Below are 24,534 nucleotides of genomic sequence, written 5' to 3' on the forward strand. Positions count from 1 at the left end.
ATGGCCAGGAAAAGTAAGCCGAACAGAGGCGACGCGAAGGAACTGGTCCGCGCTCGTGATCAATGCATCGAGGCGGCGTTCAGTACCAAGTGGTTCCTCCTGGACTTCTACCAGCGCGACTACGTCTGGGGAGATCAGCAAGTTACCCGGCTGACCACTGACCTTTCCCGCAAATTCTTGGATCAGTGGAGCGAAGAACACTCCCCGGGTGACGTGCGGTTGTACGATCCGTACTTCCTTGGGCCCTACATCGTGCACGCCGAACAGAACAAGGCGTACCTGGTCGACGGTCAGCAGCGCATCATCACCCTTTTGCTCATGCTGATCTACCTACAGCGGCAGTTGGCTGCGTTGCCGAAAGCGGCAAGCAAGGCCGCCCAGCTCCACACGTTGGTCATGACCGATCGATTCGGCAAGAAAACGTTCCGGGTCGGTGTCGACGAGTACAACGACTGCTTCAACGACTTGCTGAACGGGCGCAATCCCGACCTCGGCAACGCTTCTCCCGCGATCCGGCGAATCTGGGAGGCGTATCAGATCATTGAAATGAACTTCAAGGAGCAGTTCCGCGGTGACGTACTGATTCTTTTTGCCGAATGGCTGCTCTACCGTGTCTCGCTGGTGGTCATGGATGCCGGAGATCGTGTCCGCGCCGAAGAGATGTACCAGTCGATCAACGACACCGGGCTGCGACTCTCGCCCATGGATCATCTCAAGCGTTTCCTGCTCAGTGATGCCGACGAGGATCCCGGGGCCCTCGAGGGCATGTGGACCACGATGGTGACGGCTTTGGAGAAGGTCGAGCGGGGTGCCGCCTTCGCCTATCTGAGGACGGTCCTGCGAGCCAGGTTCCCGCAGGTCGCCCGATTGCCGGGGCCGAGCCTGAACGACGCGACCTTCGAATGGGTCCGGATCCATGAGGACGACATCTGGCCCAACCGGAAGAACGGCGACCGGGCCCGCCTCCTCACCGACGTGCTCTACCCGTTCCACAAGCTTTACATCGAGCTCCTGGACGCGCGCACGCGGCTCAACCGGGATCTGTCGGCCGTACGCTACAACGCGTTCAACGGCATCGCCGACCAGTTCGACCTGACCGTCGCCGCCTTACGCCCGGGCGACGAGAAGGACCTCTGGAGGTCGAAGGCCAGAACGGTGGCCAACTTCCTCGACCTGTTCTACGTGACGCAAACCCTGGACGATGAACCGGTCGAGCAGAAACAAATCGACGACTTGGTTGCGGCGGTCATGCCCCGGGTGCGGCGGACCGAGACGCCGGACGAGCTGAACAGCGCCCTCGGAGAGTACGCGGCCGACTGGCCAGCTCGGCTGGACCGCATCCCTGACCTGCGCTACGACACCCACCGAAGATTTACACACTACGTGCTGACCCGTCTGACGGCGTGGATCGAGCTGGGCGCCACCAACGGCGAGGCGGATCCCACCGAACGCTTCCTCCGCCGCAGGGAACGGGCCCGGAACTTCGAGATCGAACACCTGTTCACCAGCACAGCGTCGGCGTATGCGCACAAAATGCCGGACGCCCGGCAATACCGCTACCTGCGCAGTTCGATCGGCGCGCTACTCCTGCTCGAAGGACGTGAGAACGGCCAATACGGCGGGATGCTCCTGGAAGACAAACTGGTGCGGTACCGCAAGGACACCCGGCTGGCCGGGATGCTCAACCCCGACTTCTTCCGGCGCAGCAACACCGTGCTGGAGACATTCCTTCGCGACAAAGGACTGTTCCCGCTCGTGGTCGCCTACGACGCGAGCACTCCGCTAGAGCCGTTCATCGAGGCTCGCGGGCACTTCTACCGCGAAGTCGCGAAGAAGATCTGGAGCCTGGACGAGCTCGGGCTGACAACGTCAGCGCCTCCGGGGGCGGCCACACCGGCCAAGCGCACCCACTACGGTGTCCGGTTCCACCATCTGGTCGAGGCGGGCCTCATCAACCCTGGTGATCGCCTCATCGGCCGCAGGCGCGGCAAGACGCACTACGCCCGCGTTCTTCCAGACGGCGCGCTCGATACAGAAGCGGGACCGGCGACATCGCTCAGCAGGGCCATGCAGGACGTCGTCGGGTCGGCGCGCGATCCTTGGGGCTTCTGGCAGGTCGAGCAAACCGGCGACCGGCTCGACGCGGTCCGGCACCGCTACCTCGACCGTGTCGGACGCTAGACCGGCGGCCCGGGGCGCCATCGTCCACGCGTTGCGGCAGAGATTCGAGGAGCGCCTTCGCGGGCCGCCGGTCACGGCTGGTGGTTCACCACTTCGACCAGCCTGCCGAGTGACGTGATGCCCGACCTCACCGGCGACGGAAGATGGAACGGATCCGCTGGTCGCAGGTGAGACTCATCGCGGGATGAGGAGGCGTCGGCGGAGTGGGCCGAGATTGGCGCGACCGTACCGCCGCGGCTCGTGACCCCGCCGCGTCTGCCCCGTTCCGTAGACTCCGGCGATGGTCGCAGGTCGATGGATGCTCCTCGGTTGGACAGTCCTGCTCGGCCCCATGCTGTGGTGGTCCGGCGTGTCCGACACGGCGGACGCCGCCTATGCCGCGATCGCGGAAGGCGACCGCCAAGGGCGGTACTTCGTCTCCAACTACGACGGGCCCGGCCGGATGATGGCGGTCTTCTTCGCGTTCCTCAACCTGGTGCTGTCAGGGGTTTTCATGCCCACCGCCAAGCAGCTGGCCAAAGGGCGTGCCGGGACATTCGTCCGGGCGATCGTCACGGCGGTCGTCGCCGCCACGCTGTTCCTGGGCGAGTTCCTGTTGAACCCGGTGACCACGAACTGGGGCGGCGACCCGGACGCGTGGTCGATGGTCGAGGACCATGTCGCACCGTGGTACGGCGGGGCCGGCGTCTTCTGGTTCGCCGTCACCGTGGCGACCTGCGCCGGGATCATCTGGTGGGCGGCGCTGCGCCTGGTCCGCCGGGACAGGGACGGCATCGCCCCCGGTGTCCGGCCCGGGTGACGTCAGCGAGGCAGGGCCACGCCGGCCCGGCGCAGGCCCACGATGCCGCACACCGCGAACCCGAGCGCGTTCGCCACCCCGTGTGTGGCGGCCATCCACCCCAGTGACGGGTGCGGAATCCCGGTCGCTTCGCCCAGCGCCCAGCTGACCGCGAGGATCATCGACGCCACCAGGACGACCGCCGACGTCCCGAGCAGCCACCCGGTCACCCGGTCGCGGCTCGCCCGCGCCTGCCCCCAGGTCAGCCTGGCCACGATCCACATGCCGGCGGTGAGCACGACCGCGCCGGCCAGCTCCACGAACTCGCCCACGAAATAGCCCACCAGCACCAGCAGCGTCCCGGCCGGCACGGTCAGCGCCGCCGTGTCGGCCCAGCGGCCCGGTGACACCCACTGGTGCAGCCCGGCGATCAGCGCCGCCGCGAACCCCGCGAAGTGGAAGTGCGCCACGGTCAGCGTCAGCACCCCCATCTCGAACCCGAACAACGGGAAGCCGGCCCGTTCCGCGATCAGCGCACTCGCTGCGATCCCCGGGCTGACCAGCGCGGTGATCACCGCGGCCTGAGTGATCACCGCACTCTCACGGCGTTTCACCGCCCCCATGGCGTACGCGCAAAGCAGCCCCGCCGCGAGCCCGTAAACGATCGCCAACCCGGTCGCGTAAGGGCCTCGTGGCAGCCACAGGCTGACCGCTCCCGCCACCGCCGCCACCGGCCAGAACCGGGCGGCCCGGTCCAGCCCGAGCAGCCGCAAACCACCCGGCACCACGACCAGCATCCCCACAGTGACCAGCACGTTCACCAACGCCCACACGACGCCTCCCCGTTTGTTGAACACGTTCAACTTCGGTAGAGTACACCCGTGCTCTCCCCTCGCCTGGCCGCCGTGGTCGACGCCCTGCCACTGGAGCCGCACCTGCGGGTCCTCGAGATCGGCTGCGGGCCCGGCGCGGCGGCCCGGGCCGTCGCCGCCCGCCTCACCACCGGCCACATCCTCGCGATCGACCGCTCCGCGACCGCGATCGCGCAGGCCACGGCGGCCGGCCGGAGCGCGATCACCGCCGGCCGCCTGAGCTTCCGCCGGTCCGCCGCGGAGGATTTCGTCCTCGCCCCCGGGGAGCAACCGTTCGACCTCGTCTTCGCGATCCGGGTCGGCGCCCTCGACGGCCGGCACCCGGAGGCGGGCCGTCGTGCGCTCGCCCGGATAGCCGCCGCCACCCACCCGGCTGCGCGCCTCTTCATCGACGGTGGACACCCACTTCGCGAAATCCCGATCACGCACCGCTGACCCGCGGCCGGCACCCCTGAACAGGCCATTTAGGCCGACGGATATCTGACAGCCCCATGACTGTCACGGTGTGCGACGTTGTCGTCATGCTCCGTCGCATTCGGACAGTCGCTGTAGTCCTTCTTCTGCCACTGACCTCACTGATCCCGGCCACCGCGGCCCACGCCGCCGTCACCCCGGTCGCCAAAGTCAATTTTCAGCCTGCCTCCGCCACCACTCCCGCCGGTTACGTCGCGGACACCGGCGCGGCCTTCGACACGTCCCGCGGATACGGCTGGGTGCGCCAGGACGACCGCACCCCGCTGAACCTGACCGCCAACACCCGCGACCGGGCGCGCACCGGCATCGACGCCCGGCTCAACACCGTGATCCATCTGCAGTACGGCGACACCGGCGGCACCAACGGCGTCGCCACCCCCGGCGCCTGGGAGCACACCCTCCCCGCCGGCCGCTATCAGGTCACCGTCTCCGCGGGCGACCAGCCCGCCTACGACAGCAGCCACACCGTCCGGGTCGAGGGCGCCGCCGCGATCACCGCCTTCGTTCCGGCCGCCGCCGCCGAATTCCGGCAGGCCACCGTCACCGTGTCGGTGACCGACGGCCGCCTGACCGTGGACGCTGTCGGCGGGCAGAACACGAAACTGAACTACGTCGACATCGCCCGCGTCACCGACGAGCCGCCGGCCGCGCTGACCGCCACCGCCGGGGACGGCCAGGTGCTGCTCAGCTGGACCGGCAGCTCCGCCGACTTCCAGGTCCTGCGCAACGGCACGCCGCTGGCCACGTCCACGCGCACCTCCTATCTGGACACCGCGGTCACCAACGGAACGGCGTACAGCTATCAGGTCAGGGACACGACCGGCCAGACGAACACGGTCACGGCAACGCCCGCCGCGGTCAGCTTGAAGGTCAACTTTTCCGACGCGGCGACGCCGCCGCCCACCGGCTATCTGCGGGACTCCGGTGACGCGTACACCGTCACCAGGGGATATGGCTGGGTGGATCTCGGCGAGCGTACCCCCGTGTCGTTGGTGGGCAACGGCCGCAACCGGAACCCCGCGGCCGGACAGGCCGATGTGCGTCTCGCGACGCTGATGCACGCGCAGCTGCCGGCCGGATCGGCCGGGGTGCCCACCCCGGGTGCGTGGGAGGCGGCCGTGCCGGCCGGCGTCTACACGGTGACCGTCGCCGTCGGTGATGCCGGAACCGCGCTGAACAGCGTGCACTGGGCGAACGTCGAGGACCAGAACGCGATCGCCGGCTTCGTGCCGACCGCCGCGACACGGCACGCGACGGCGACGCGCACGGTGCGGGTCACCGACGGCAAGCTCACCCTGACGCCGTCCGGCGGGACCAACACCAAGTTCGACTACATCGACATCGCGTCGGTGCCCGCCTGGGGGATTCTTCCGGCGGTACGCGTGAGCACACCCGCCAACGGCGCGACAGCCGTCTCCACGACCGGCAGTGTGGTCACCGACCTGGTGCTGCCGAACGGCGGGGTCGCCGCGTCGTCGCTGACCGCCGCCACGGTGACGCTCACCCGTCTCGCCGACGGCACGGCCGTCCCGGCCACCACCATCACCAGCGGCGGCGGGGACGTCGTGAACCTCTCCCCCACGGCCGCGCTCGCCGCGAACACCGCGTACCGCTTCACGTTGACCAGCGGCGTGCGGGACGTGACCGGCCGGGCCTTCGCCCCGTTCTCCATGGTCTTCACCACCGGTGCGGGCGGCGGGACCGGCGGCCCGGTCGCGTTCGACAAGACCGTCGGCGTGGCCACCGGCGCACCGTTCACCACGGTGCTCACCGGACCGGACGGCCGCCTCTACGCCGGCACCCTGGACGGCCGGATCTTCCGATTCCCGATCAACGCCGACGGCACTCTGGGCACCCCGACGATCATCACGACCGTACGGGACAACGCTGTTGCCCTGAGCCTGCCGGGCGCACCCGCCCGGACCATCATCGGGATGGCCTTCGACCCGGCGTCCACGGCCGCCGCGCCGATCCTCTGGGTGACCGACAACTATCAGTACGTGGGCCCACTGAACGTGCCCGACTGGTCCGGCCGGGTCGGCCGGCTGACCGGCGCGAACCTCGGCGCCTACACCCCCGTCGTCGTCGGCCTGCCGCGCTCGGTGAAGGACCACGAGACCAACTCGCTGGCGTTCGGCCCCGATGGCGCAATCTATTTCAGTCAGGGCGCCAACAACGCGATGGGCGCGCCCGACTCCACCTGGGGCAACCGGCCGGAGCGCCTGCTCAGCGCCGCGATCCTGCGTCTCGACCCGGCGCGGCTGCCCGCCACGCTGCCGCTCAACGTGCAGGACGGCGCCTACGACACCTATGCGGCCGGTGCGCCGCTGACGCTGTACGCGACCGGCGTCCGCAACGCCTTCGACCTGACCTGGCACCGCAACGGCCACCTGTACGCGCCCACCAACGGCTCGGCGGCCGGCGGCAACACCCCCGCCACGCCGGCCCCGCTGCCCGCCGCCTGCGCCCGGCGCGGCTACACCGGCCCGGCCGTGCCCGCCCTGACCAGCGTCCCCACTGCCGAGACCGATTATGTCTTCGACGTCCGCCCCGGCCGCTACTACGGCCACCCGAACCCGGCCCGCTGCGAATGGGTGCTGGCCGGCGGCAACCCGACATCGGGGACCAATCCGTTCGAGGTGCCGGCCTATCCGGTGGGCACCCAGCCCGACCCGAACTTCGACCTGGCCGGCACGTACGACGCCGCCCTGCACGCCTCCGCGAACGGTGTCGTGGAATATCGGGGCGGGCTGCTCGACGGCAAGCTGCTGGTCGTGCGGTACTCGTCGGGCCAGGACATCCAGACCTTCGACGTGGCGCCGTCGGGCGCGCTGAGCAACCGGACCACCGGCATCCCCGGGCTGACCGGCTTCAGTCAACCACTGGACGTCACGCAGAACCTGCCGACCGGGAACCTGTACGTGACCGAGCTGGGCGCCAACCGCATCACGCTGCTCAAACCCCGCCCTTGATCACCGTCGCCACCGGGCTCAGGTCGTCGTCGAGTTGATGGTCGCGCCCCGGCAGCTGGTGCACGCCGGCCTGCGGGATGACTCCCGCGTACAGGTCGGCGTGCGCCGGTGGGGCGGTCTCGTCCGCCCCACCGTGGAACAGGTGAACCGGCACACCCGGGGGCAGCCGCCGCCCGAGATCCGACGGCAGCTCGAACTCGTCGCCGGGCCACCCACCCCGGCCGACGAACGGCGCGGCGATCAGCACGATGCCGCCGAGCCGCCGCTCCGGTGGCAGCTCGGCCAGCACGCTGATCAGGATGGTGCCGCCCACCGAATGACCGGCGACGACCACACCGTCGTCCACGCAGGCAAGCTCCCGCCGGATCGCCGCGCTCCACCCGGCGTACGTCGGCTCGTCCTCGTCCGGCATGCGCGGGTACCGAACCTCGAAGCCGTCACCGAGCTCGCGTCGCAGGCTGTCGACCAGCTTGTCGTCCCACTGGTCGTACGTTCCCGCGCCGGCGCCCTGGATGAACAGGACCTGCCGGATCTGTGCCATGCTGTGCCCTCCCGCACCGCGGGCCGGCACCCGCCTCAGGTGCGCCGCCGCGCCCGCACCACCGCGAAACCGGCCGATCCCAGAACCAGAACAGCGCCCAGAAGCTGAAGTCCGGGCGAGTCGTCGGCTCCACCGTAGATGAACGCGGCGACGCCGAGTGCGACGGCCAGAACGACGAGAACGTATTTCACAGGGCGCTCCTTCGCGGGGGGATGCTGTTGTCACCGCGCGAATCCCATCACCCGGCGAGGCCCGCCGAAATACCGCTTCACCGACTTCGCACAGTATCTCCACAGCTCACACACAAAGCCGCACTGGTTGCCGCGTCGAAGACCCGCGTCCATCGACGGGCAACTCGGCCGGAGGCCCGTTCTTCCCAGCCCGGTGTCGTATTGTCGGACGGTGCCCGACTCCGTGACGAGCCGCAGTAACGCGGCTGCCAAGAATGCCGCCGCCGGTCCGCCGCGTAAGAACGCGGGTAACCAGCCGCTGAAGACGAAGGCTGAGAAACGGGCCGAGGCCAAGGCCACCAAAGCGCGCGCCCAGGCGCGGCAGCGGCGCCGCCAGGCGTTGACCGTCGGCGGGGCCGCCGCGGTCGTGCTGGCTCTCATCGTCGGGCTGGCCGTCTGGATCGGCAACACGTCCGGGCAACCGAACCCGCCCGCTGCGACCGCGAGCGCCGAGGCCGCCCCCACCCCGGCCGAGGCGAGCGCGGCGGCGTTCCCGCCGGTTCCGCCGGGCGCCGACCCGGCCCTGAGCAAGAAGCCGACCGCCCGCGCGGGCACCGGCGCCGTCACCGAACTCACGACGACGACGCAGATCCAGGGCGCGGGCGCCGAGGTCCAGTCGGGTCAGACGGTCACCGTGAACTACGTCGGCGTCACCTACGCCGACGGCAAGGAGTTCGACTCCTCGTGGACCCGCTCGGAGGCGTTCAGCTTCCCGATCGGCGCCGGCAACGTCATCCCGGGCTGGGACCAGGGCCTGCTCGGCGTCAAGGTGGGCAGCCGCGTCCAGCTCGACATCCCGGCCGACCTGGCCTACGGCGACAACCCGACCGGCGGCCAGCCGGCCGGCACCCTCCGCTTCATCGTCGACGTCCTCGGAGCCTCCTGACACAACCACCGACCGACCCGGCGCGGCCGCGGGTTCCCGCACTCAGCGTTCCTCGAGGTCGATGCTCCGGTGGTCGTCGAGGAGGTCACGGACCTGCATCAGCGCGAACCCGAGCAGGTTGAGCCCCCGCCAGCGAGCCGGGTCGGACGCTGCGGCGTCGTCCCGGGCCAGCCCGATGCCCCAGATCCGGTCGATCGGGCTGGCCTCGACGAGAACCCGGCGTCCGGTGCCGACCAGGAACGTGCGCAGCTCGGCGTGCTGCCGGAACTTGGCCAGGTTGCCGTCCACCACGATCCGGAACCGGTGCTCGTCCCAGACCTGCTGATCGAAGCCGGCCACGCGGCCGCCGAGCGCCTTGGCCGCGTGCGGATGCGGCGCGGCGACGATGCGCTCAGCCATGGCGTCGTCGCCGAACAGGACGGCCTTGCGCCACATCATGTGATGCTCCGCGGTCGCGAAGACGAGCCCGCCGACGGTGAACGGCGCCGACCACCACTGGCTCAGGCACCCGGCACCCGCGCTGCCGTCCCGCTCCGGCTGATGCCCCCAGAAGAACAGGAACTTGACCCGGTCTCCGCGCACCCGTGCGGAGACCAGATCAGCAACGCAACGATATGAAGCCGGCATGATCGCGAGTGTGCTCGACCAGGGCAGCGACGCGCCACGCCTTTTGCCCGCGGCAGGACGACTTACACCGGCCGCACTGCCCGCTGCAGCCGCGTCGCCGCCCCGCTCGATCCAGGAGGGTGGCTCTCCGGGTCAATGGCGGGACCGGTCCGAGCGCGGCCGGTGCTCCGTCGTGACGGCAGGCCGGGCACTTCGCGCGGCCTGCCGTTGTCGGGGTCAGCGCCAGGTCATGTCGATCTGGTGCTCGTACGCGACGTAACCGGCGCGGGCGAACGCCGCCACCATCGGCAGGTTGCCGACGTCGGTGGCGGCCCGGACGCGCGGCACGCCCTGCTCGGCGAGGAGCCTCGTGCCCTCGGTGAGCAGGTCGTCCACGTAGCCGTGGCCACGGTGCCCGGGTGCCACCCCGATGTACGCGATGATCGGGTTGTACCCGTTGTGCGCCGGGATGACGAAGCCGGCGGCCCGCCCGTCCGGCAGCACGCCGACCCGCCACCAGTCGTGCGGGCTGGCGTAACGGCCCAACTCCTCACGAAACTGGCTCTCGGCGGCCTGCCGGGCGGTCATCCGGGTCAGGTCGTTGCGGCTGTGCGCGTCGAGGGTGTTCTCGAGGACCGCCGTCATCAGGTCGATGAGCTCGTCGGCGTCGCGCGGTGGGCGGAACCGCAGCCGGCCCCGGGGCTGTCGCAACGGGGTGCCGGGGCGCCACTCCAGGCGCAGCCGCTCGACGAACACGCGGGCCCCGGCCTTTTCGAGGATGTCCTGCCAGGGGGCGTCGTGGGCACGCCAGTCCGGCGGGACGAACCGGGTGTAGCCGGGAGGTGCGCCGTCCTGCATCGGCACGGCCGCCTTCATCAGGCGTACCCCATCGGCTTCGTTCTCGGCGTCGAAGACGTCCATCAGGGCCGGCTGCGCGTCGCCGGGCCGGGACCACCAGGCCGCACGCGCCGTCAGGCGGTCGCCCCGCAGGGCGACCCACAGCCATTCCGGGCGGCGGCGCCCGGCGGTGAGGTCACCCTCGATCTGGTCGTTGAGGATGTACGGGAAACGGTTGAACAGGCCGAGTTCCTCCGGCCCGGTGATCGGGCGAAGAGTCAGAGTCAAGGCTTTCTCCGGGATGTGGAGCGCCCCGCCGGTTCCGGGCTCGGATCAGCCGAGTTTCCCGGAGGACATGAGCGCGGTGTCGAGGCGGCACATGCGTCAGCCCTCCTTTCCACAGTGGTGAGGCGGCCAGTTCTACCGCCTCCGGCCGGGCGGCGCCACCGATTATTGGCCTTATCGTGATCGAACGAGGGCCCTTACGGACAGCTCGTTGCTAGGAGCATGCCCTAGGCTTCGCCCGATGTGGCTGAGCCGTCTGATCCGCAAGCATCATGAAGCAGTCAAGTTTCTCCTGGTGGGAGGCTTGTGCTTCACGACGACGACGGTCATCAACTACGCGCTGAAGCTGACCGTGCTGCACGAGAAGCCGGTGACCGCGCTCACGTTCGCCACCGTGGCCGGCACCATCCTGTCGTACGTGCTGAATCGCGAATGGGCTTTCCGCAGCCGCGGCGGCCGGGAGCGGCGGCACGAGGCCGCCCTGTTCTTCGCCGTCAGCGCCGTCGCCACCGTGCTCAACGTGGTCCCGCTCGGAGTGTCCCGCTACCTGCTGCAGCTGCAGGTCCCGGAGGTCACCCGCCCGGTCCAGGAACTGGCCGACTTCGTCAGCGGCATGATCATCGGCACGGTGATCGCCATGGTGTTCCGGCTGTGGGCTTTCAAGAAGGTGGTCTTCCCGCACAAGGACGCCCGCCCGCCGCGCCCGGCCCGGTCGTCGCGGCGGATCCGCACCCGCCGCCCGCTCGTCCAGCACGAGCCCCGGCCGGTGAAGACCCCGGATCCGCAGCCTTGATCGGCCCCGCACTGCCGGGCGACGCGCGCGAGGTGGCGGCCGCCGAGAGAGCCGCCGGCGTGTCTATCGGCGGCGCAGGCGGTGCCGGACCCGGGTGACCAGGTCCCGGTCGGCGCGCCGGGCCAGCGAGTCGGTGTGCCCGAGCAGCCCGACGATGGTCTCCACCGCCACGTCCAGCAACTGCTTCTCGGTGACCTCGTCCGGCGCGAAGCCCGCGGCGATCCCGGCCGGCCGCAGTTCGTCGAGATCCCCCACCACCTGGCACGGGTAGTCCGCCAGCTCCTTGATCCGCTCCTCGGTCGTCTCCAGGACCCAGTCGGCCTTGTCCGGCCCGACGCCGAACCGCAGCTCGTTGCGCCCGTTCTTCAGCACCGGGTTGACCAGGTGCCGCAGCACCACCCGCCGGTAGGGCATCCGATGCGGGTAGCGATCGCCGAGCGCCGCGTTCAACCGGCGCAGCAGCTCGATCTCGGCCGCGCCGAGCGACCGGTTCGCCGACGGCGCGTCGATCTCGCAGAGGCCGGCGGGGATGCCGGCGACGCTCGCGAAACGTTCCCACAGCAGCAGTTCCGGTGAGCCGGGCGGCGGCACGGTGATCAGGTGACGGTGCGCGGCGGGCACCAGGTCGCCCCAGCGGAACAGCATGCGGTTGGCGGTGTGGTTCCAGAACGCGTCGTTGCGGCCCTCCTGGATCGCGGTGAGATAGGCGCCGAACCCGCCGACGCTGCGGGACCGGACGTTCTCCTGCCACATCGACGGGAGAGTACGTTCCAGGTCACGGCCAACCACGATGACGTGCACCTCGGCGGCGGCGGACAGGGTGCGTACGGCCCGGGCTGCCTGGGCGGCGGTCGCGCCACCCAGACCCTCGTTCGTGATGATCACGTCGCCGGGCCAGCGGGTGAACTCGCCGACCAGCCGGTCCCAGGTCCAGGTGGCCTCCGGGTCACGCCAGGAGGCCTGCCGCAGATCGGCCATCGCCTGGTCGTGCGCGGGCCGGGTGGCGGGCAGCAGAATGCCGGCCCGACGCAATTTCTCCCGGTTGTGCCACAGCACGTTCTGCACGAAGGTGCTGCCCGTTTTCGGTGCGCCGACGTGCAGGAACACGCGTTTCGGCATGCGATCTCATCCCCCGTAGAACCAAGTGGGAGAACAGGGTTGCATACGGCGCTGTAACACTTGTCAACGGGCCGGGCAGTTCATTTCCGAGCCGCCCGAAATATGCCCGCGGTTAACCCCGACTCCAAACAAACAATGGTGTACGCCCGGCAAAGCGCCCCGTGTGAAGTTGCGGCTCGATCCGCACCCCAACTTCACACACCACTCCCGCCCCCAACCCCCCGTGTGAAGTTGCGGCTCGATCCGCACCCGAACTTCACACGCGGGTTGGTTCCACACCGGGGCGGGACTTTGTGTGTGTGAAGTTGGGGTGCGGATCGCGCCCGAACTTCACACGGGAGTCAGGGAGGCGAGGAGGTCGGCGACGGGGGCGGGGCGGGCCGCCGCGAATCCCGTGCCGGCCCACAGGTTGAGCCCGCCGGCGTCCCTGCGCGCCGCCGCGGCCGCGCGCAGCGGTGCGGTCAGGTGGTGGACGGCCGGATAGCCCACCGGCGCGTCCCCGTAGGCGTCGGTGAACCGGTTCCGCAGCGCCCGCGCCGGCTGACCGGTGAACGCCCTGGTCACCACGGTCTCGCGATGGTCGCCGGACTGCATCGCCGCGCGCTGGGCCGGCCGGGTCCCGGCCTCGTCGGCCAGCAGGAACACGGTGCCGGCCTGGACCGCGGCAGCGCCCGCACCCCACAACCGGGCGACGTCCTCCACCGACGCGGTGCCACCCGCCGCCACGACCGGCAGATCGGTCGCCGCCCGGACCTCGGCGAGCACGTCCGCGGCAACGCTGTCACCTCGATAGCCGTGCGGTTCCGAGGTGGCGGAGTGGCCACCGGCCGTGCCGGCCTGGGCGATCAGCACGTCCGGCTCGGCGAGCACCGCCCGGCGGGCCTCGGCGCCGGTGGTCACCGTGATCAGGACGGTGCTCCCTGCGGCGCGCAGCGCGCGCACGACGGCCGGGTCCGGCACGCCGAAGGTGAAACTGACGTACGGGACCGCGTACGCGACCGCCAGCTCGACCTTGGCCGCGAAGTGATCGTCGTCGGCCGGCCGCAGCGGGGGAAGGTCGACTCCGTACCGCCGCGCCTCGGGTTCCAACCGCCGCCGGTACTCCTCGATCGGCCGCGGGTCGGCCGGTGCGGGCACCGGGACGAAGATGTTCAGGCCGAACGGCACGCCGATGGTCGCCCGGATCTCGGACTCGACGGCTGCCGGGCTCTTGTACCCGGCCGCGAGAAATCCCAGCGCTCCGGCCCGGGCGGCGCCCGTCACCAGGGCGGGCGTGGACGGCCCACCGGCCATCGGCGCGATGATGATCTTCCCGGTCAGCTCGGGCACGGCCGGCCCCTCCGTTCCGTCGATCCGCCGGAATGCGCAGGTGGGAGGTTACTGCGGAGTACCGTCGAGCGGCTTCGGCGACGCGCGGCGGCTGTAGTCTCCTGGCGTAGGTTCTGCCGAGGTAAGGGCTTGATCGGGTGTTCAGTCGTATCGCCATCGTCAACCGTGGTGAAGCCGCGATGCGGCTCATCCACGCCGTCCGTGAGCTGGCCGCGGAGATCGGGCAGCCGATCGAGACCGTCGCGCTCCACACCGACGTGGACCGGACCGCCACGTTCGTCCGTGAGGCGGACCGGGCGTACGAGCTGGGTGCCGCAGCCGCCCGGCCGTACCTGGACCTCAAGGTCCTGGAGCACGCGCTGGTGGAGACCGGCGCCGACGCCGCCTGGGTCGGCTGGGGCTTCGTGGCCGAGGACCCGGCCTTCGCCGAGCTCTGCGAGCGGATCGGCATCACGTTCGTCGGACCCAGCCCGGACGCGATGCGCAAGCTGGGTGACAAGATCGGCGCGAAGCTGATCGCCGAGGAGGTCGGCGTCCCGGTGGCGCCGTGGAGCCGCGGCCCGGTGGAGACTCTGGAGGCCGCGCTGGAGGCGGCCGACCGGATCGGCTACCCGCTGATGCTCAAGGCCACCGCCGGCGGTGGCGGCCGCGGCATCCGCCTGGTGCGCGACCGCGACCAGCTCACCGACGCGTACGAGCGGACCAGCCAGGAGGCGGCGCGGGCCTTCGGCAGCGGCGTGGTGTTCCTGGAGCGGCTGGTGACCGGCGCCCGGCACGTCGAGGTGCAGGTGATCGCCGACGGCGCGGGCACCGCGTGGGCGATCGGCGTGCGGGACTGCTCGGTGCAGCGGCGCAACCAGAAGGTGATCGAGGAGTCGGCGTCGCCGGTCCTGCCGCCGGAGCGGGCGGCCGAGCTGCGCGCGTCGGCGGAGCGCCTGGCGGTCGCGGTGGGTTACCGCGGTGCTGCCACCGTCGAGTTCCTCTACCACCCCGGCGAGGACCTGCTCGCCTTCCTGGAGGTCAACACCCGGCTCCAGGTGGAGCACCCGATCACCGAGTCGACCAACGGGTTCGACCTGGTGAAGGCCCAGCTGCACGTGGCGTCCGGCGGCCGGCTGGTGGGCACGCCCCCGGTCGAGCGCGGGCACGCCATCGAGGCCCGGCTCAACGCCGAGGACCCGGACCGCGACTTCGCCCCCTCACCCGGGCGGATCGCCCGCCTGGAGTTCCCGGCCGGCCCGGGCATCCGGGTGGACACCGGGGTCAGCGAGGGTGACACCATCCCCGGCGACTTCGACTCGATGATCGCGAAGATCATCGCGCACGGTAAGGACCGGGACGAGGCGCTCAGCCGGCTGCGCCGGGCGGTCACCGAGACCACCGTGGTGATCGAGGGTGGCGCCACCAACAAGAGCTTCATCCTGGATCTGCTGGACCAGCCCGAGGTGATCGACGGCAGCGCCGACACCGGCTGGATCGACCGGGTCCGCCAGGCCGGCCGCCTGGTGTCGCACCGGCACTCCGCCGTCGCGCTGGCCGCCGCCGCCATCGAGGGGTACGAGGAGGAGGAGCGCGTCGAGCAGCAGCGCCTGCTCTCCACCGCGTTCGGCGGGCGTCCCCAGGTCCGGCACGAGAGCGGCCGCCCGCTTGATCTGAAACTGCGCGGCGCGAGCTACCGGGTGGGTGTCGCCCGGGTCGCCCCGCACCGGTTCCGGGTCGGCATCGAGGCCGGCGGCGAGGTGCGCGCGGCCGACGTGGAGCTGGAGCGGTTCGACGAGCACAGCGGCCGGATCACCGTGAACGGCGCCCGGCACCGGCTGCTGACCGGCACGCACGGCGCCATCCACCTGGTCGAGGTGGACGGCGTGACGCACCGGGTCAGCCGCGACGAGGGCGGCGTGCTGCGCTCCCCGATGCCCGCGCTGGTCGTCGCCACGCCGCTCGAGGTGGGCGCCGAGGTCGAGGCGGGCGCCCCGGTCCTGGTCCTGGAAGCCATGAAGATGGAAGCCGTGCTGCGCGCGCCGTTCCGCGCCCGGCTCAAGGAGTGCGTGGTCTCGGTCGGCGCCAAGGTCGACGCCGGTGCCCCGCTGCTGCGCCTGGAGCCGCTGGGCGGCGACGACGCGGCGGCCGAGGCGGAGACCGGCACCGCCGAGATCGACCTGCCCGCCGCTCCCCCGGCCGGCTCGGCGCCGCTGCGCGCCGCCCGCGGCCAGGAGGACCTGCGTGGCCTGCTGCTCGGCTTCGACGTCGACCCGCACGACGAGAAGCGGGTGCTCGGCGATTACCTGACCGCCCGCGACGCCGCCGCCGCGGAGGGCCGGCGACCGCTGGCCGGCGAGGTGACGCTGATCGAGGTGTTCGCCGACCTGGCCGAGCTGAGCCGCAACCGGCCGGCCGCCGAGGACGGCAGCACCCACGCCTACAGTGCCCGCGAGTACTTCCACACCTACCTGCAGAGCCTCGACGTGGAGCGGGCCGGCCTGCCGCAGAGCTTCCAGACCAGGCTCGGCAAGGCCCTCGCCCACTACGGTGTGACGGAGCTGGAGCGTACGCCCGCTCTTGAGGCCGCGGTGTTCCGGATCTTCCTGGCCCAGCAGCGCGCCGCCGCCGACGCCACGCTGATCGCCACGCTGCTGCGCTCCTGGCTGCGCGAGCCGCCGCCGGACGAGGCGCTGCGCGAGCCCGCCGGCCTGGCCCTGGAGCGCCTGGTGGCGGCCACCCAGGTCCGTTTCCCGGCGGTCGCCGACCTGGCCCGCGGCGTGGTGTTCGCATGGTTCGGCCAGCCGCTGCTGCGGCGCAACCGGGCCCGGGTGTACGCGGACGTCCGCCGGCACCTGCGCCACCTCGACGAGAGCCCGGCCGCCGCCGACCGCGACGAGCGGATCGCCGAGATGGTCCGCAGCACCGAACCCCTGGTGCGGCTGCTCGGCCAGCGCCTGCTGCGCGACAACCTGGACAACTCGGTGATGCTCGAGGTCCTGACCCGGCGTTACTACGGCAACAAGGGCATCACCGGTGTCCGCTCCACCGAGGCCGCGGGCTGCACGTTCGTGATCGCCGACCGGGACGGCTCGCACCTGGTCTCGGCCGCGGTCGGCTTCGACGGGCTGCGCGGCGCCCTGGACGGGCTCGCCGAGCTGGCCGCCGGGGACACCACCGTCGACGCCGACGTCTACCTCTCCTGGGAGGGCCAGCCGGTCGACCCGGGCGAGATGGCCGCCGCCCTGCTCGAGGTGGTCACCGCACGGCCGCTGCCCGCCCAGATCCGCCGGGTCACCACCACGGTGGCCGGGCGCAGCGGCGCGGTCATGCACCACCACTTCACGTTCCGGCCCTCCACCACCGGGATGGCTGAGGAACGGCTGATCCGCGGCCTGCACCCGTACATCGCTCAGCGCATGCAGCTGGAGCGGCTGCGCAAGTTCGACCTCACCCGGCTGCCGTCGGCCGACGAGGAGATCTACCTGTTCCAGTGCGTGGCCCGGGAGAACCCGGCCGACGACCGCCTGGTCGCGTTCGCGCAGGTGCGGGACCTGACCGAGCTGCGGGAGCACGACGGCCGCCTGGTCGCGCTGCCGACCACCGAGGACACCATCGCCACCTGCCTCGACTCGATCCGGCGCGCGCAGCTGCAACGGCCGTCGGACAAGCGGTTCAACACCAACCGGATCGTGCTCTACGTGTGGCCGGCGGTCGGGCTGAGCCACTCCGAGATGGAGATGATCGCCCGGCGGGTCGCGCCGACCACGGCCGGCGCCGGCCTCGAGGAGATCCAGTTCATCGCCCGGCGGCGGGACCACAAGACCGGCGAGCTGACCAAGATCGCGGTACGGATCACGTTCGACGTCACCGGCGGCACCCGGCTCACCATCGAGGCGCCGTCCGACGAGCCGATCGAGCCGCTGGACGGGTACCGGCAGAAGGTGCTGCGGGCGGCCGCGCGCAACACGGTGTACCCGTACGAGCTGACCGGCCTGCTGGGCGACTTCGCCGAGCACGACCTGAACGAGAGCCACGAGCTGGTGCCGGTGGACCGGCCCAAGGGCCGCAACTCCGCCGCGCTGGTCGCCGGCGTGGTCACCACCCCGACCGCGCGCAACCCGGAGGGCATTGTCCGGGTCGTGCTGCTCGGCGACCCGACCAAGTCGCTGGGCGCGCTCGCCGAGGCGGAGTGCCGCCGGGTGATCGCCGCGCTCGACCTGGCCGAGCGGATGCGGGTGCCGCTGGAGTGGTACGCGCTCTCCGCCGGCGCCCGGATCTCGATGGAGTCCGGCACCGAGAACATGGACTGGGTGGCCGCCGCGCTCAAGCGGATCGTCGAGTTCACCCAGGCGGGCGGCGAGATCAACGTCGTGGTGGCCGGCATCAACGTGGGCGCCCAGCCGTACTGGAACGCCGAGGCCACGATGCTCATGCACACCAAGGGCATCCTGGTGATGACCCCCGACTCGGCCATGGTTCTCACCGGCAAGCAGTCCCTGGACTTCTCCGGCGGCGTGTCCGCCGAGGACAACTTCGGGATCGGCGGGTACGACCGGGTGATGGGCCCGAACGGCCAGGCGCAGTACTGGGCGCCGAACCTGACGGCCGCCCGTGACGTGCTGATGTCGCACTACGACCACACGTACGTCGTGCCCGGTGAGGCCGGGCCGCGCCCGACCACCACCACCGACCCGGTCGACCGGGACGTCTCGGCGTTCCCGCACCAGGCCGAGGGCACCGACTTCGCCACGGTCGGCGAGATCTTCTCACCGACCGCGAACCCGGACCGCAAGAAACCGTTCGACATCCGTACAGTGATGCGCGCCGTCGCCGACCAGGACCACCCGGTGCTGGAGCGCTGGGCCGGCATGGCCGACGCGGACACCGCCGTGGTGCAGGACGTGCACCTGGGCGGCATCCCGGTCTGTCTGCTCGGCATCGAGTCCAAGTCGGTGTCCCGGCGCGGCTTCCCGCCCACCGACGGCCCGGACACCTACACCGCCGGCACGCTGTTCCCGCAGTCGTCGAAGAAGACGGCCCGGGCGATCAACGCGGCCAGTGGCAACCGTCCGCTGGTCGTGCTGGCCAACCTCTCCGGCTTCGACGGCTCGCCGGAGTCGATGCGCAAGCTCCAGCTGGAGTACGGCGCCGAGATCGGCCGGGCGATCGTCAACTTCCAGGGCCCGATCGTGTTCTGCGTGATCTCCCGGTACCACGGCGGCGCGTTCGTGGTCTTCTCCAAGGCGCTGAACCCGAACATGACCGTCCTGGCCATCGAAGGCTCGTTCGCCTCGGTGCTGGGCGGCGCGCCGGCCGCGGCCGTGGTGTTCACCGGCGAGGTGAACGCGCGCACGGCGGCCGACCCGCGGGTGACGGCCCTGCAGGCACGCGTCGCGGCGGCGACCGGCGCCGACCGGGGCGCCCTGGCCGCGGAGCTCGACGAGCTGCGCGCCTCGGTGCGCACCGAGAAGCTGGGCGAGGTGGCCGCCGAGTTCGACCGCGTGCACAGCATCCAGCGGGCGGTCGAGATGGGCTCGGTCGACGCGGTCATCCGGGCGGCGGAGTTGCGCCCCCGGATCATCGAGACGATCCAGGCGTACGGCAGCGGGAACTAGACAGCGACCACCCGCGCAGCGGGCGTGCGGCCGTCCTGGCCGTACGCCCGCTGCTGCTTTTGTCCCGTCCGGCAACTCAACCCGGCCCGGCCGGAGTCGACATTAAGGGTGTGCCTGATACGCCCGGCCGCCCGCCGCTCTTCGCTGATCGGGCGTTTCAGGCCGTCACGGCCCTGACGTTTGTCGATGTCGCCGCGTTCCTGCTGCAGGAGTACACCGGGCGGCTGTGGCCGGCGCCGATCGACTGGCTGCTGGTGATCGCGGTCATCGTGCCCACCCTGGTTCTCTGCCGGCGGGTGCGGTCCGACCCGGCGTCCGCACCGGCTGTGCGCCGCTACTGGCGCACAGGTGCCTTCGGCATCCTGCTGTTCGTCGGCGTCGCCGGGCTGCGCGTCCTCTCCGAGCTGGGCGCGGGTGGCCGGCTGCTGCCGGCCTCCGTGGTGCTGCACGTCGTCGGCGGCGTCGTGCTCACCTGGCCGCTGATCGGCTTGCCGTTCAGTGCCCGCGCCCGCGCGGCGAAGGTGGCCGTCTGGCTGGACCTGGGCACCCTGACCTCGGCGGCCGGCCTGCTGATCTGGCACTTCGCGGCGTCCGCCCAGTTCGCCGACGGCCGGGTCACCGTGCCCCGGGTGCTCGCCGCGGCCGTCATCATGGGTGCCGGCTTCAACGGGGTCTACCTGGCAGCCAAAGTGGTGCTCGCGGGCGTCGACTCGTTCGCCCGGCACGGGCTCTACTGGATCGGCGCGTCGGCGCTGATCGGCGGGCTCGGCTCGGCGATCAGCTTCCTGCACCCGCACCAGCCGGACGGCGACCTGCTGGTGCTGGTGCTGCCGCTGGCGGCGTGCACGGCGGCGGTCGGCGCCCGGATGCAGGTGGTGGAGACCGCCGCGGGCGCCCGGTCGCGGCGCAAGCCGCGCGGCTACAGCCTGATGCCGTACGTGGCGGTGGCGGCGGTCGACGCCATGGTGGCGCACCACAACATCTGGGGCACCGGGGACGGCATGCTGATCGACGGTGTCGCGGTGACGCTGACCGCGCTCGTGGTGATCCGCCAGCTGATCGCGTTCCGGCAGAACGACGCCCTGCTCGCCCGGATCGGCGTCCAGGAGAACCGGTTCCGGCTGCTGGTGCAGAACTCCACCGACATGGTGACCATCGCGGAGCCGTTCGGCGCGCTGACCTATGTCAGCCCGGCCGCGCACGGGATCCTGGGCACCGGCCCGGACGATCTGATCGGCACCGAGATGGCCCTGCGGACGCACCCGGACGACCTGGCCGCGGTGACCGAGCGGCTCACGGCGGTGGCCGCCGCACCCGGCAACACCGCGACGTACCAGGTGCGCCTGCGGCACGCCGACGGGTCGTACCGCTGGCTCGAGGTGATCAGCGCCAACCTGACGGACGAACCCAGCGTGGGCGGCATCGTCAGCAACGCCCGGGACATCACCGAGACCCGTGAGGTGCGGGACCGGCTCAGTTACGAGGCCAGTCACGACGTGCTGACCGGCCTGGCCAACCGGGCGCTGTTCGGCAAGCGGGTCGCCGCCGCGGTGACCGCCGCCGGTCCCGGCAAGCGGGTCAGCATCGTGCTGGTCGACCTGGACGACTTCAAGATTGTCAACGACACACTGGGGCACGCCACCGGCGACGCGCTGCTGGTGCACGTGGCCGAGCGGATGCGGGTCAGTGTGCGGCCCACCGATACGGTCGCCCGGCTGGGGGGCGACGAGTTCGCGATCCTCTTCGAGGACGTCGTCGGCGCGGAGGTGGACCAGGTCCTCGTCCGGATGGCGGCGGCCCTGCTCGAGCCGGTCGTGATCGACGGTGAGCCGATGACCGTGCGGGCCAGCTTCGGGGTCGTCGACGGGCGCGGCGGTGACGACGCCGGTGACCTGCTGCGCCAGGCGGACATCGCGATGTACGAGGCGAAGGAGCGCGGCGAGGGCGGCTTCGAGCGGTATCGGCCGGGCATGGAGGCGCGCGGCGCCGAACGCAGCCGGCGGGCGGCCGCCCTGCACACCGCGATCCTGGAGGACCAGCTGGTGGTCTTCTACCAGCCGATGGTGCGGCTGCCGGACGGCCGGGTCACCGGCGCCGAGGCGCTGGTCCGCTGGCAGCACCCCACCGACGGCCTGCTCGGGCCGGGCGCCTTCATCGACACCGCCGAGCAGACCGGCCTGATCGTCCCGCTCGGCACCTGGGTGTTGCGCGCCGCGACCCGCGAGGCGGCGACGTGGCCGGGCAAGGCCACCGTGTCGGTGAACGTGTCGGCCCGGCAGCTGCGCGAAGCCGGTTTCCCGGACGTGGTGGCGGACGCGCTGCGCGACAGCGGGCTCCCGGCGCACCGGCTCACCGTGGAGATCACCGAGTCGGTCGCCGTCGGCGGCGGCGCGACCACCGACAACCTGCGGGATCTGCGGGACCTGGGCGTACGGCTGTCGCTGGACGACTTCGGCACCGGCGCGTCCACGCTCAGCCTGCTCGCCGCCTGCCCGGTGCACCAGATCAAGCTGGACCGCTCGTTCGCGCCGGACCGCGGCTCGGAGGCGATCGCGGACGCGGTGGCCCAGATGGCCCGCGCGTTCGGCCTCCAGGCGGTGGCCGAGGGGGTGGAGACCCCGGAGCAGGCGGACCGCCTGACCCGCCTGGGCTACGAGCGGGCCCAGGGCTTCTACTTCGCCCGGCCGATGCCGGCCGCCGACTTCCGCGAACGGCTCGCCGCCGTCGCCGTCTAGGACCTCAGGTCCTGAACGTGGGTGCCGTGTCCCGGGCGGCCGGGACGGGACGGTGCCCGACGGCCGGTGGTGGGGTGGCCGCGTCCCTCGTCGTCGAGCAGCACCGCGGCCGGGTGACCGAACGCGCCGACCGAGCGCACGAAGTCGCGCTCGTCCACCACCGGCTCGGTCAGGAACGCCTCGGCCTGCACCCGCTCCCGTTCCAGCAGGTCCGCGACGTAACTCGTGACGAAGTCCGCCACGAGCTGCACCCGCAGCTCGAAGCGCTGATCCAGCGACTGCCTGCCGCCGCGCCCCAGCGACTGCCTGCCGCCGCGCCCCAGCGTCACCAGGCCGCCCACCCCGGCCAGCGTCAGCACCAGCCAGATCGCCGGCGGCGCGGCGGCGAACTGCCAGACCGCGGTCCGCCTGAGCCCGGAAAGTCGCACACCATACCATGGCAAAGCGGTCACACCTTCGGGTGGCAGAACGCCATCCCGCAACTTTCCGTGACCTCATGAGCCCGATATCGAAGTGAACCAGTGGCGTCGCAGCGGCGTACCCACTGGTGCCGGGGTCATCACCCCGCCGATGGAGGAGGACACCATGACGGTCCAGGAGCTGCACCGCCAGGAGGCGCAACACCACTCGGGCGCCATCCTGCGCGGTCACGGCCGCTTCGCCAGACAGTTCGAGCTCGACGGGCACGTGCTCACGCTCGGTGTCGAACCGGGCGTCCGGGGCGGCCTGTATTACCTGCCCGACTCGCCGCGCTGGGACGACGGCACACCGGTGCCGCCGGAGGTCGCGTCGAGCATGCAGCCGATCATCGAAGAGGTGGAGCGGTTCTGGGGCACGTGGCCGGAGTTCCGCGCGGTCCTCTGATGCCGGCACCCCCTGCGTGGGGACTTGCGGCTCGAATCGGACCGCAACTTCACACGCTGGGTAGCTTGGCGCCGGCCGGGAGCGTCTCGGTGTAGCTGCCGGCGCCGGCCTGGGCGGCTTGCGCGGTGCCGGTCATCGCGACGGCGAGGACGCCGGCTCGCGCGGTGCCGGTCATCGCGACGGCGAGGACGCCGGCTCGCGCGGTGCCGGTCATCGCGACGGCGAGGATGCCGGCTCGCGCGGTGCCGGTCATCGCGACGGCGAGGATGCCGGCTCGCACTGCCCACCCGGCCGCGTGCCACGCCGGAGCTTCGCTCCACGGCGCGCGCCGCCGTTGTCAGTCGTGGTCGTAGACGACCGTCGGAATGTCCCGGGCGCAGAGCGCCTCCACCACCAGCGGCTCGATGCGCTCCCACTTGCCGCCGGCCAGACCACAGCCGATCCGGGGCATGTGGACGGACGCCCGCAACCGCACGGCATGCTCGGCGAGAGACGTCAGGCACTTGCCGACCGCCTCGTAGCGGATCGGCACCCCGGTGCTCCGCGCCGTCCGGATGCCGCGCTGACCGACCATGTTGGCCACCCAGACGTCCGGCCGCACCTGCACCAGCTGGGTGGCGCCGAGCCCGAAGTCGTTGCCGGCCCGCCCCCGGTGCCATTGCCGGAACGCCCGCTCCGGCTCGGGCCAGCGCCGCGACACCGCGAGCACGAACCCCTTGCCCCACCCGCCGAGATCGTTGCAGACGTGCGCGATGACCTTCGGCCCGGCGGCCTGGGGACTGGTCGCGTCGCCCTTGAGAAATCTCAGCGGCACCATGTGCATCCTTCAGGGAGAACGGCGGACCGGGCGGGCGGGCGGTCGGTCGGACGGGCGGGCGCTCGGCGGACCGGGCGGTGGTCCGTCCTCCGGCGGCGTGGGCCGGTCAGCCCACGAGCGCCGACGCGCCGAGCGGACGCCGATGACCGCCGTAGTAGCCGTCGACCACCTCGAGCGCCCACCGCATCCGCGGGACGGCCAGATCGGGATGATCACCATACTCACTGGCGACGTCGGCGGCGCACCCCCGCACGCCGCCGTGCGAGCGCACCGCGACGCGGATCAGCTGCTCGACGGTGTCACCGGCGGGACGGCTGCCGGTGGACAGGGTGCTGGTGAAGAGGGCCTCGGCGCGGGCCGCGGCAAGCATGGTGGTCATCGGGATCTCCTCCTTCGAACGGCGTTACCAACGGTGGACCGGCCGGCTCCCGGAAACTCATCGCTGACGCTAGCCCGGGGGTACGACACTTTTTCCGGCCGCTCTGCCGGGGCATTCGCCGCCTCTTCGAACATAGGTCCACGCCGCCAGTCAGGGCTGCCCGGTCTCCGACAGCGCCACCGCCCGGTCCACGACATTGCAGTTGTATCGGATCACCGGCTACGCTCGAAACCAATACA

General features: G+C 71.4%; 20 protein-coding genes. 9 read left to right on the forward strand and 11 right to left on the reverse strand.

Features of this window, described 5'->3' with window-relative positions; translation table 11 throughout:
- Both AC0NH5_RS12870 and AC0NH5_RS12875 read left to right on the forward strand, forming a co-directional pair.
- Positions 1-2,181, forward strand: coding sequence for a GmrSD restriction endonuclease domain-containing protein (locus AC0NH5_RS12870; RefSeq protein ID WP_474403102.1), 2,181 nt, complete (start codon positions 1-3; stop codon positions 2,179-2,181).
- A gap of 280 nt (positions 2,182-2,461) precedes the next feature.
- The gene (locus tag AC0NH5_RS12875) at positions 2,462-2,980 is read left to right on the forward strand and encodes a hypothetical protein (protein ID WP_474403104.1); all 519 of its coding nucleotides are present in this window, start codon (positions 2,462-2,464) and stop codon (positions 2,978-2,980) included.
- A 2-nt stretch (positions 2,981-2,982) separates the two neighbouring features.
- On the opposite strand, the gene AC0NH5_RS12880 is transcribed toward AC0NH5_RS12875, so the two are convergent.
- A complete protein-coding gene (locus tag AC0NH5_RS12880; RefSeq protein WP_474403106.1) occupies positions 2,983-3,792 on the reverse strand; it encodes a YndJ family protein in 810 nt (269 codons plus the stop codon).
- A 48-nt stretch (positions 3,793-3,840) separates the two neighbouring features.
- On the opposite strand from AC0NH5_RS12880, the gene AC0NH5_RS12885 reads away from it, so the two are divergent.
- Both AC0NH5_RS12885 and AC0NH5_RS12890 read left to right on the forward strand, forming a co-directional pair.
- On the forward strand, positions 3,841-4,266 hold the full coding sequence (locus AC0NH5_RS12885; RefSeq protein WP_474403108.1) for a methyltransferase domain-containing protein: 426 nt from the start codon (positions 3,841-3,843) through the stop codon (positions 4,264-4,266).
- 86 nt (positions 4,267-4,352) lie between these two features.
- Positions 4,353-7,277 carry a PQQ-dependent sugar dehydrogenase gene (locus AC0NH5_RS12890; RefSeq protein WP_474403111.1) on the forward strand — a complete coding sequence of 975 codons (2,925 nt, stop codon included), beginning with the start codon at positions 4,353-4,355 and terminating at the stop codon, positions 7,275-7,277.
- On the opposite strand, the gene AC0NH5_RS12895 is transcribed toward AC0NH5_RS12890, so the two are convergent.
- Both AC0NH5_RS12895 and AC0NH5_RS12900 read right to left on the reverse strand, forming a co-directional pair.
- Positions 7,261-7,818 carry an alpha/beta fold hydrolase gene (locus tag AC0NH5_RS12895; protein ID WP_474403112.1) on the reverse strand — a complete coding sequence of 186 codons (558 nt, stop codon included), beginning with the start codon at positions 7,816-7,818 and terminating at the stop codon, positions 7,261-7,263. The two genes, AC0NH5_RS12890 and AC0NH5_RS12895, sit on opposite strands and share 17 nt — an antisense overlap.
- Before the next feature lie 35 nt (positions 7,819-7,853).
- Positions 7,854-8,009, reverse strand: coding sequence for a hypothetical protein (locus AC0NH5_RS12900; protein WP_474403114.1), 156 nt, complete (start codon positions 8,007-8,009; stop codon positions 7,854-7,856).
- A gap of 211 nt (positions 8,010-8,220) precedes the next feature.
- Here AC0NH5_RS12900 and AC0NH5_RS12905 point away from each other — a divergent pair, with 211 nt between their 5' ends.
- Positions 8,221-8,934: an FKBP-type peptidyl-prolyl cis-trans isomerase gene (locus tag AC0NH5_RS12905; protein WP_474403116.1), complete on the forward strand. Its 714-nt coding sequence runs from the start codon at positions 8,221-8,223 to the stop codon at positions 8,932-8,934.
- A 42-nt stretch (positions 8,935-8,976) separates the two neighbouring features.
- Here AC0NH5_RS12905 and AC0NH5_RS12910 read toward each other — a convergent pair whose 3' ends face one another.
- Both AC0NH5_RS12910 and AC0NH5_RS12915 read right to left on the reverse strand, forming a co-directional pair.
- On the reverse strand, positions 8,977-9,561 hold the full coding sequence (locus AC0NH5_RS12910; RefSeq protein WP_474403118.1) for an NADAR family protein: 585 nt from the start codon (positions 9,559-9,561) through the stop codon (positions 8,977-8,979).
- Positions 9,562-9,777: 216 nt separating this feature from the next.
- Positions 9,778-10,665 carry a GNAT family N-acetyltransferase gene (locus AC0NH5_RS12915; RefSeq protein ID WP_474403120.1) on the reverse strand — a complete coding sequence of 296 codons (888 nt, stop codon included), beginning with the start codon at positions 10,663-10,665 and terminating at the stop codon, positions 9,778-9,780.
- Positions 10,666-10,903: 238 nt separating this feature from the next.
- Between AC0NH5_RS12915 and AC0NH5_RS12920 the strand changes: the two genes are divergently transcribed.
- Positions 10,904-11,455, forward strand: coding sequence for a GtrA family protein (locus AC0NH5_RS12920; RefSeq protein ID WP_474403122.1), 552 nt, complete (start codon positions 10,904-10,906; stop codon positions 11,453-11,455).
- Positions 11,456-11,518: 63 nt separating this feature from the next.
- Here the strand turns inward: AC0NH5_RS12920 and AC0NH5_RS12925 are convergent, their stop codons facing one another.
- Entirely contained in the window at positions 11,519-12,574 is a 1,056-nt protein-coding gene (locus AC0NH5_RS12925) for a hypothetical protein (RefSeq protein WP_474403124.1), read from the reverse strand.
- Positions 12,575-12,904: 330 nt separating this feature from the next.
- Positions 12,905-13,903 (reverse strand): nitronate monooxygenase, encoded by a 999-nt coding sequence (locus AC0NH5_RS12930; RefSeq protein ID WP_474403126.1) that lies wholly within the window; start codon positions 13,901-13,903, stop codon positions 12,905-12,907.
- Positions 13,904-14,040: 137 nt separating this feature from the next.
- On the opposite strand from AC0NH5_RS12930, the gene AC0NH5_RS12935 reads away from it, so the two are divergent.
- Both AC0NH5_RS12935 and AC0NH5_RS12940 read left to right on the forward strand, forming a co-directional pair.
- Positions 14,041-19,500, forward strand: coding sequence for an ATP-binding protein (locus tag AC0NH5_RS12935; RefSeq protein ID WP_474403128.1), 5,460 nt, complete (start codon positions 14,041-14,043; stop codon positions 19,498-19,500).
- A 110-nt stretch (positions 19,501-19,610) separates the two neighbouring features.
- Positions 19,611-22,235: a putative bifunctional diguanylate cyclase/phosphodiesterase gene (locus tag AC0NH5_RS12940; RefSeq protein ID WP_474403130.1), complete on the forward strand. Its 2,625-nt coding sequence runs from the start codon at positions 19,611-19,613 to the stop codon at positions 22,233-22,235.
- On the opposite strand, the gene AC0NH5_RS12945 is transcribed toward AC0NH5_RS12940, so the two are convergent.
- On the reverse strand, positions 22,232-22,678 hold the full coding sequence (locus AC0NH5_RS12945; protein WP_474403132.1) for a hypothetical protein: 447 nt from the start codon (positions 22,676-22,678) through the stop codon (positions 22,232-22,234). The genes AC0NH5_RS12940 and AC0NH5_RS12945 overlap by 4 nt on opposite strands.
- 142 nt (positions 22,679-22,820) lie before the next feature.
- On the opposite strand from AC0NH5_RS12945, the gene AC0NH5_RS12950 reads away from it, so the two are divergent.
- Positions 22,821-23,099, forward strand: a complete 279-nt coding sequence (locus AC0NH5_RS12950; RefSeq protein WP_474403134.1) for a hypothetical protein — start codon at positions 22,821-22,823, stop codon at positions 23,097-23,099.
- A 49-nt stretch (positions 23,100-23,148) separates the two neighbouring features.
- Here AC0NH5_RS12950 and AC0NH5_RS12955 read toward each other — a convergent pair whose 3' ends face one another.
- From AC0NH5_RS12955 to AC0NH5_RS12965, 3 genes are all read right to left on the reverse strand, one after another.
- Positions 23,149-23,379 (reverse strand): hypothetical protein, encoded by a 231-nt coding sequence (locus tag AC0NH5_RS12955; protein ID WP_474403136.1) that lies wholly within the window; start codon positions 23,377-23,379, stop codon positions 23,149-23,151.
- A 57-nt stretch (positions 23,380-23,436) separates the two neighbouring features.
- Positions 23,437-23,916, reverse strand: a complete 480-nt coding sequence (locus AC0NH5_RS12960; protein WP_474403138.1) for a macro domain-containing protein — start codon at positions 23,914-23,916, stop codon at positions 23,437-23,439.
- A 106-nt stretch (positions 23,917-24,022) separates the two neighbouring features.
- A complete protein-coding gene (locus AC0NH5_RS12965) occupies positions 24,023-24,295 on the reverse strand; it encodes a hypothetical protein (protein ID WP_474403140.1) in 273 nt (90 codons plus the stop codon).
- Positions 24,296-24,534 lie beyond the last annotated feature (239 nt).

Source organism: Actinoplanes sp. 13, assembly GCF_056134165.1.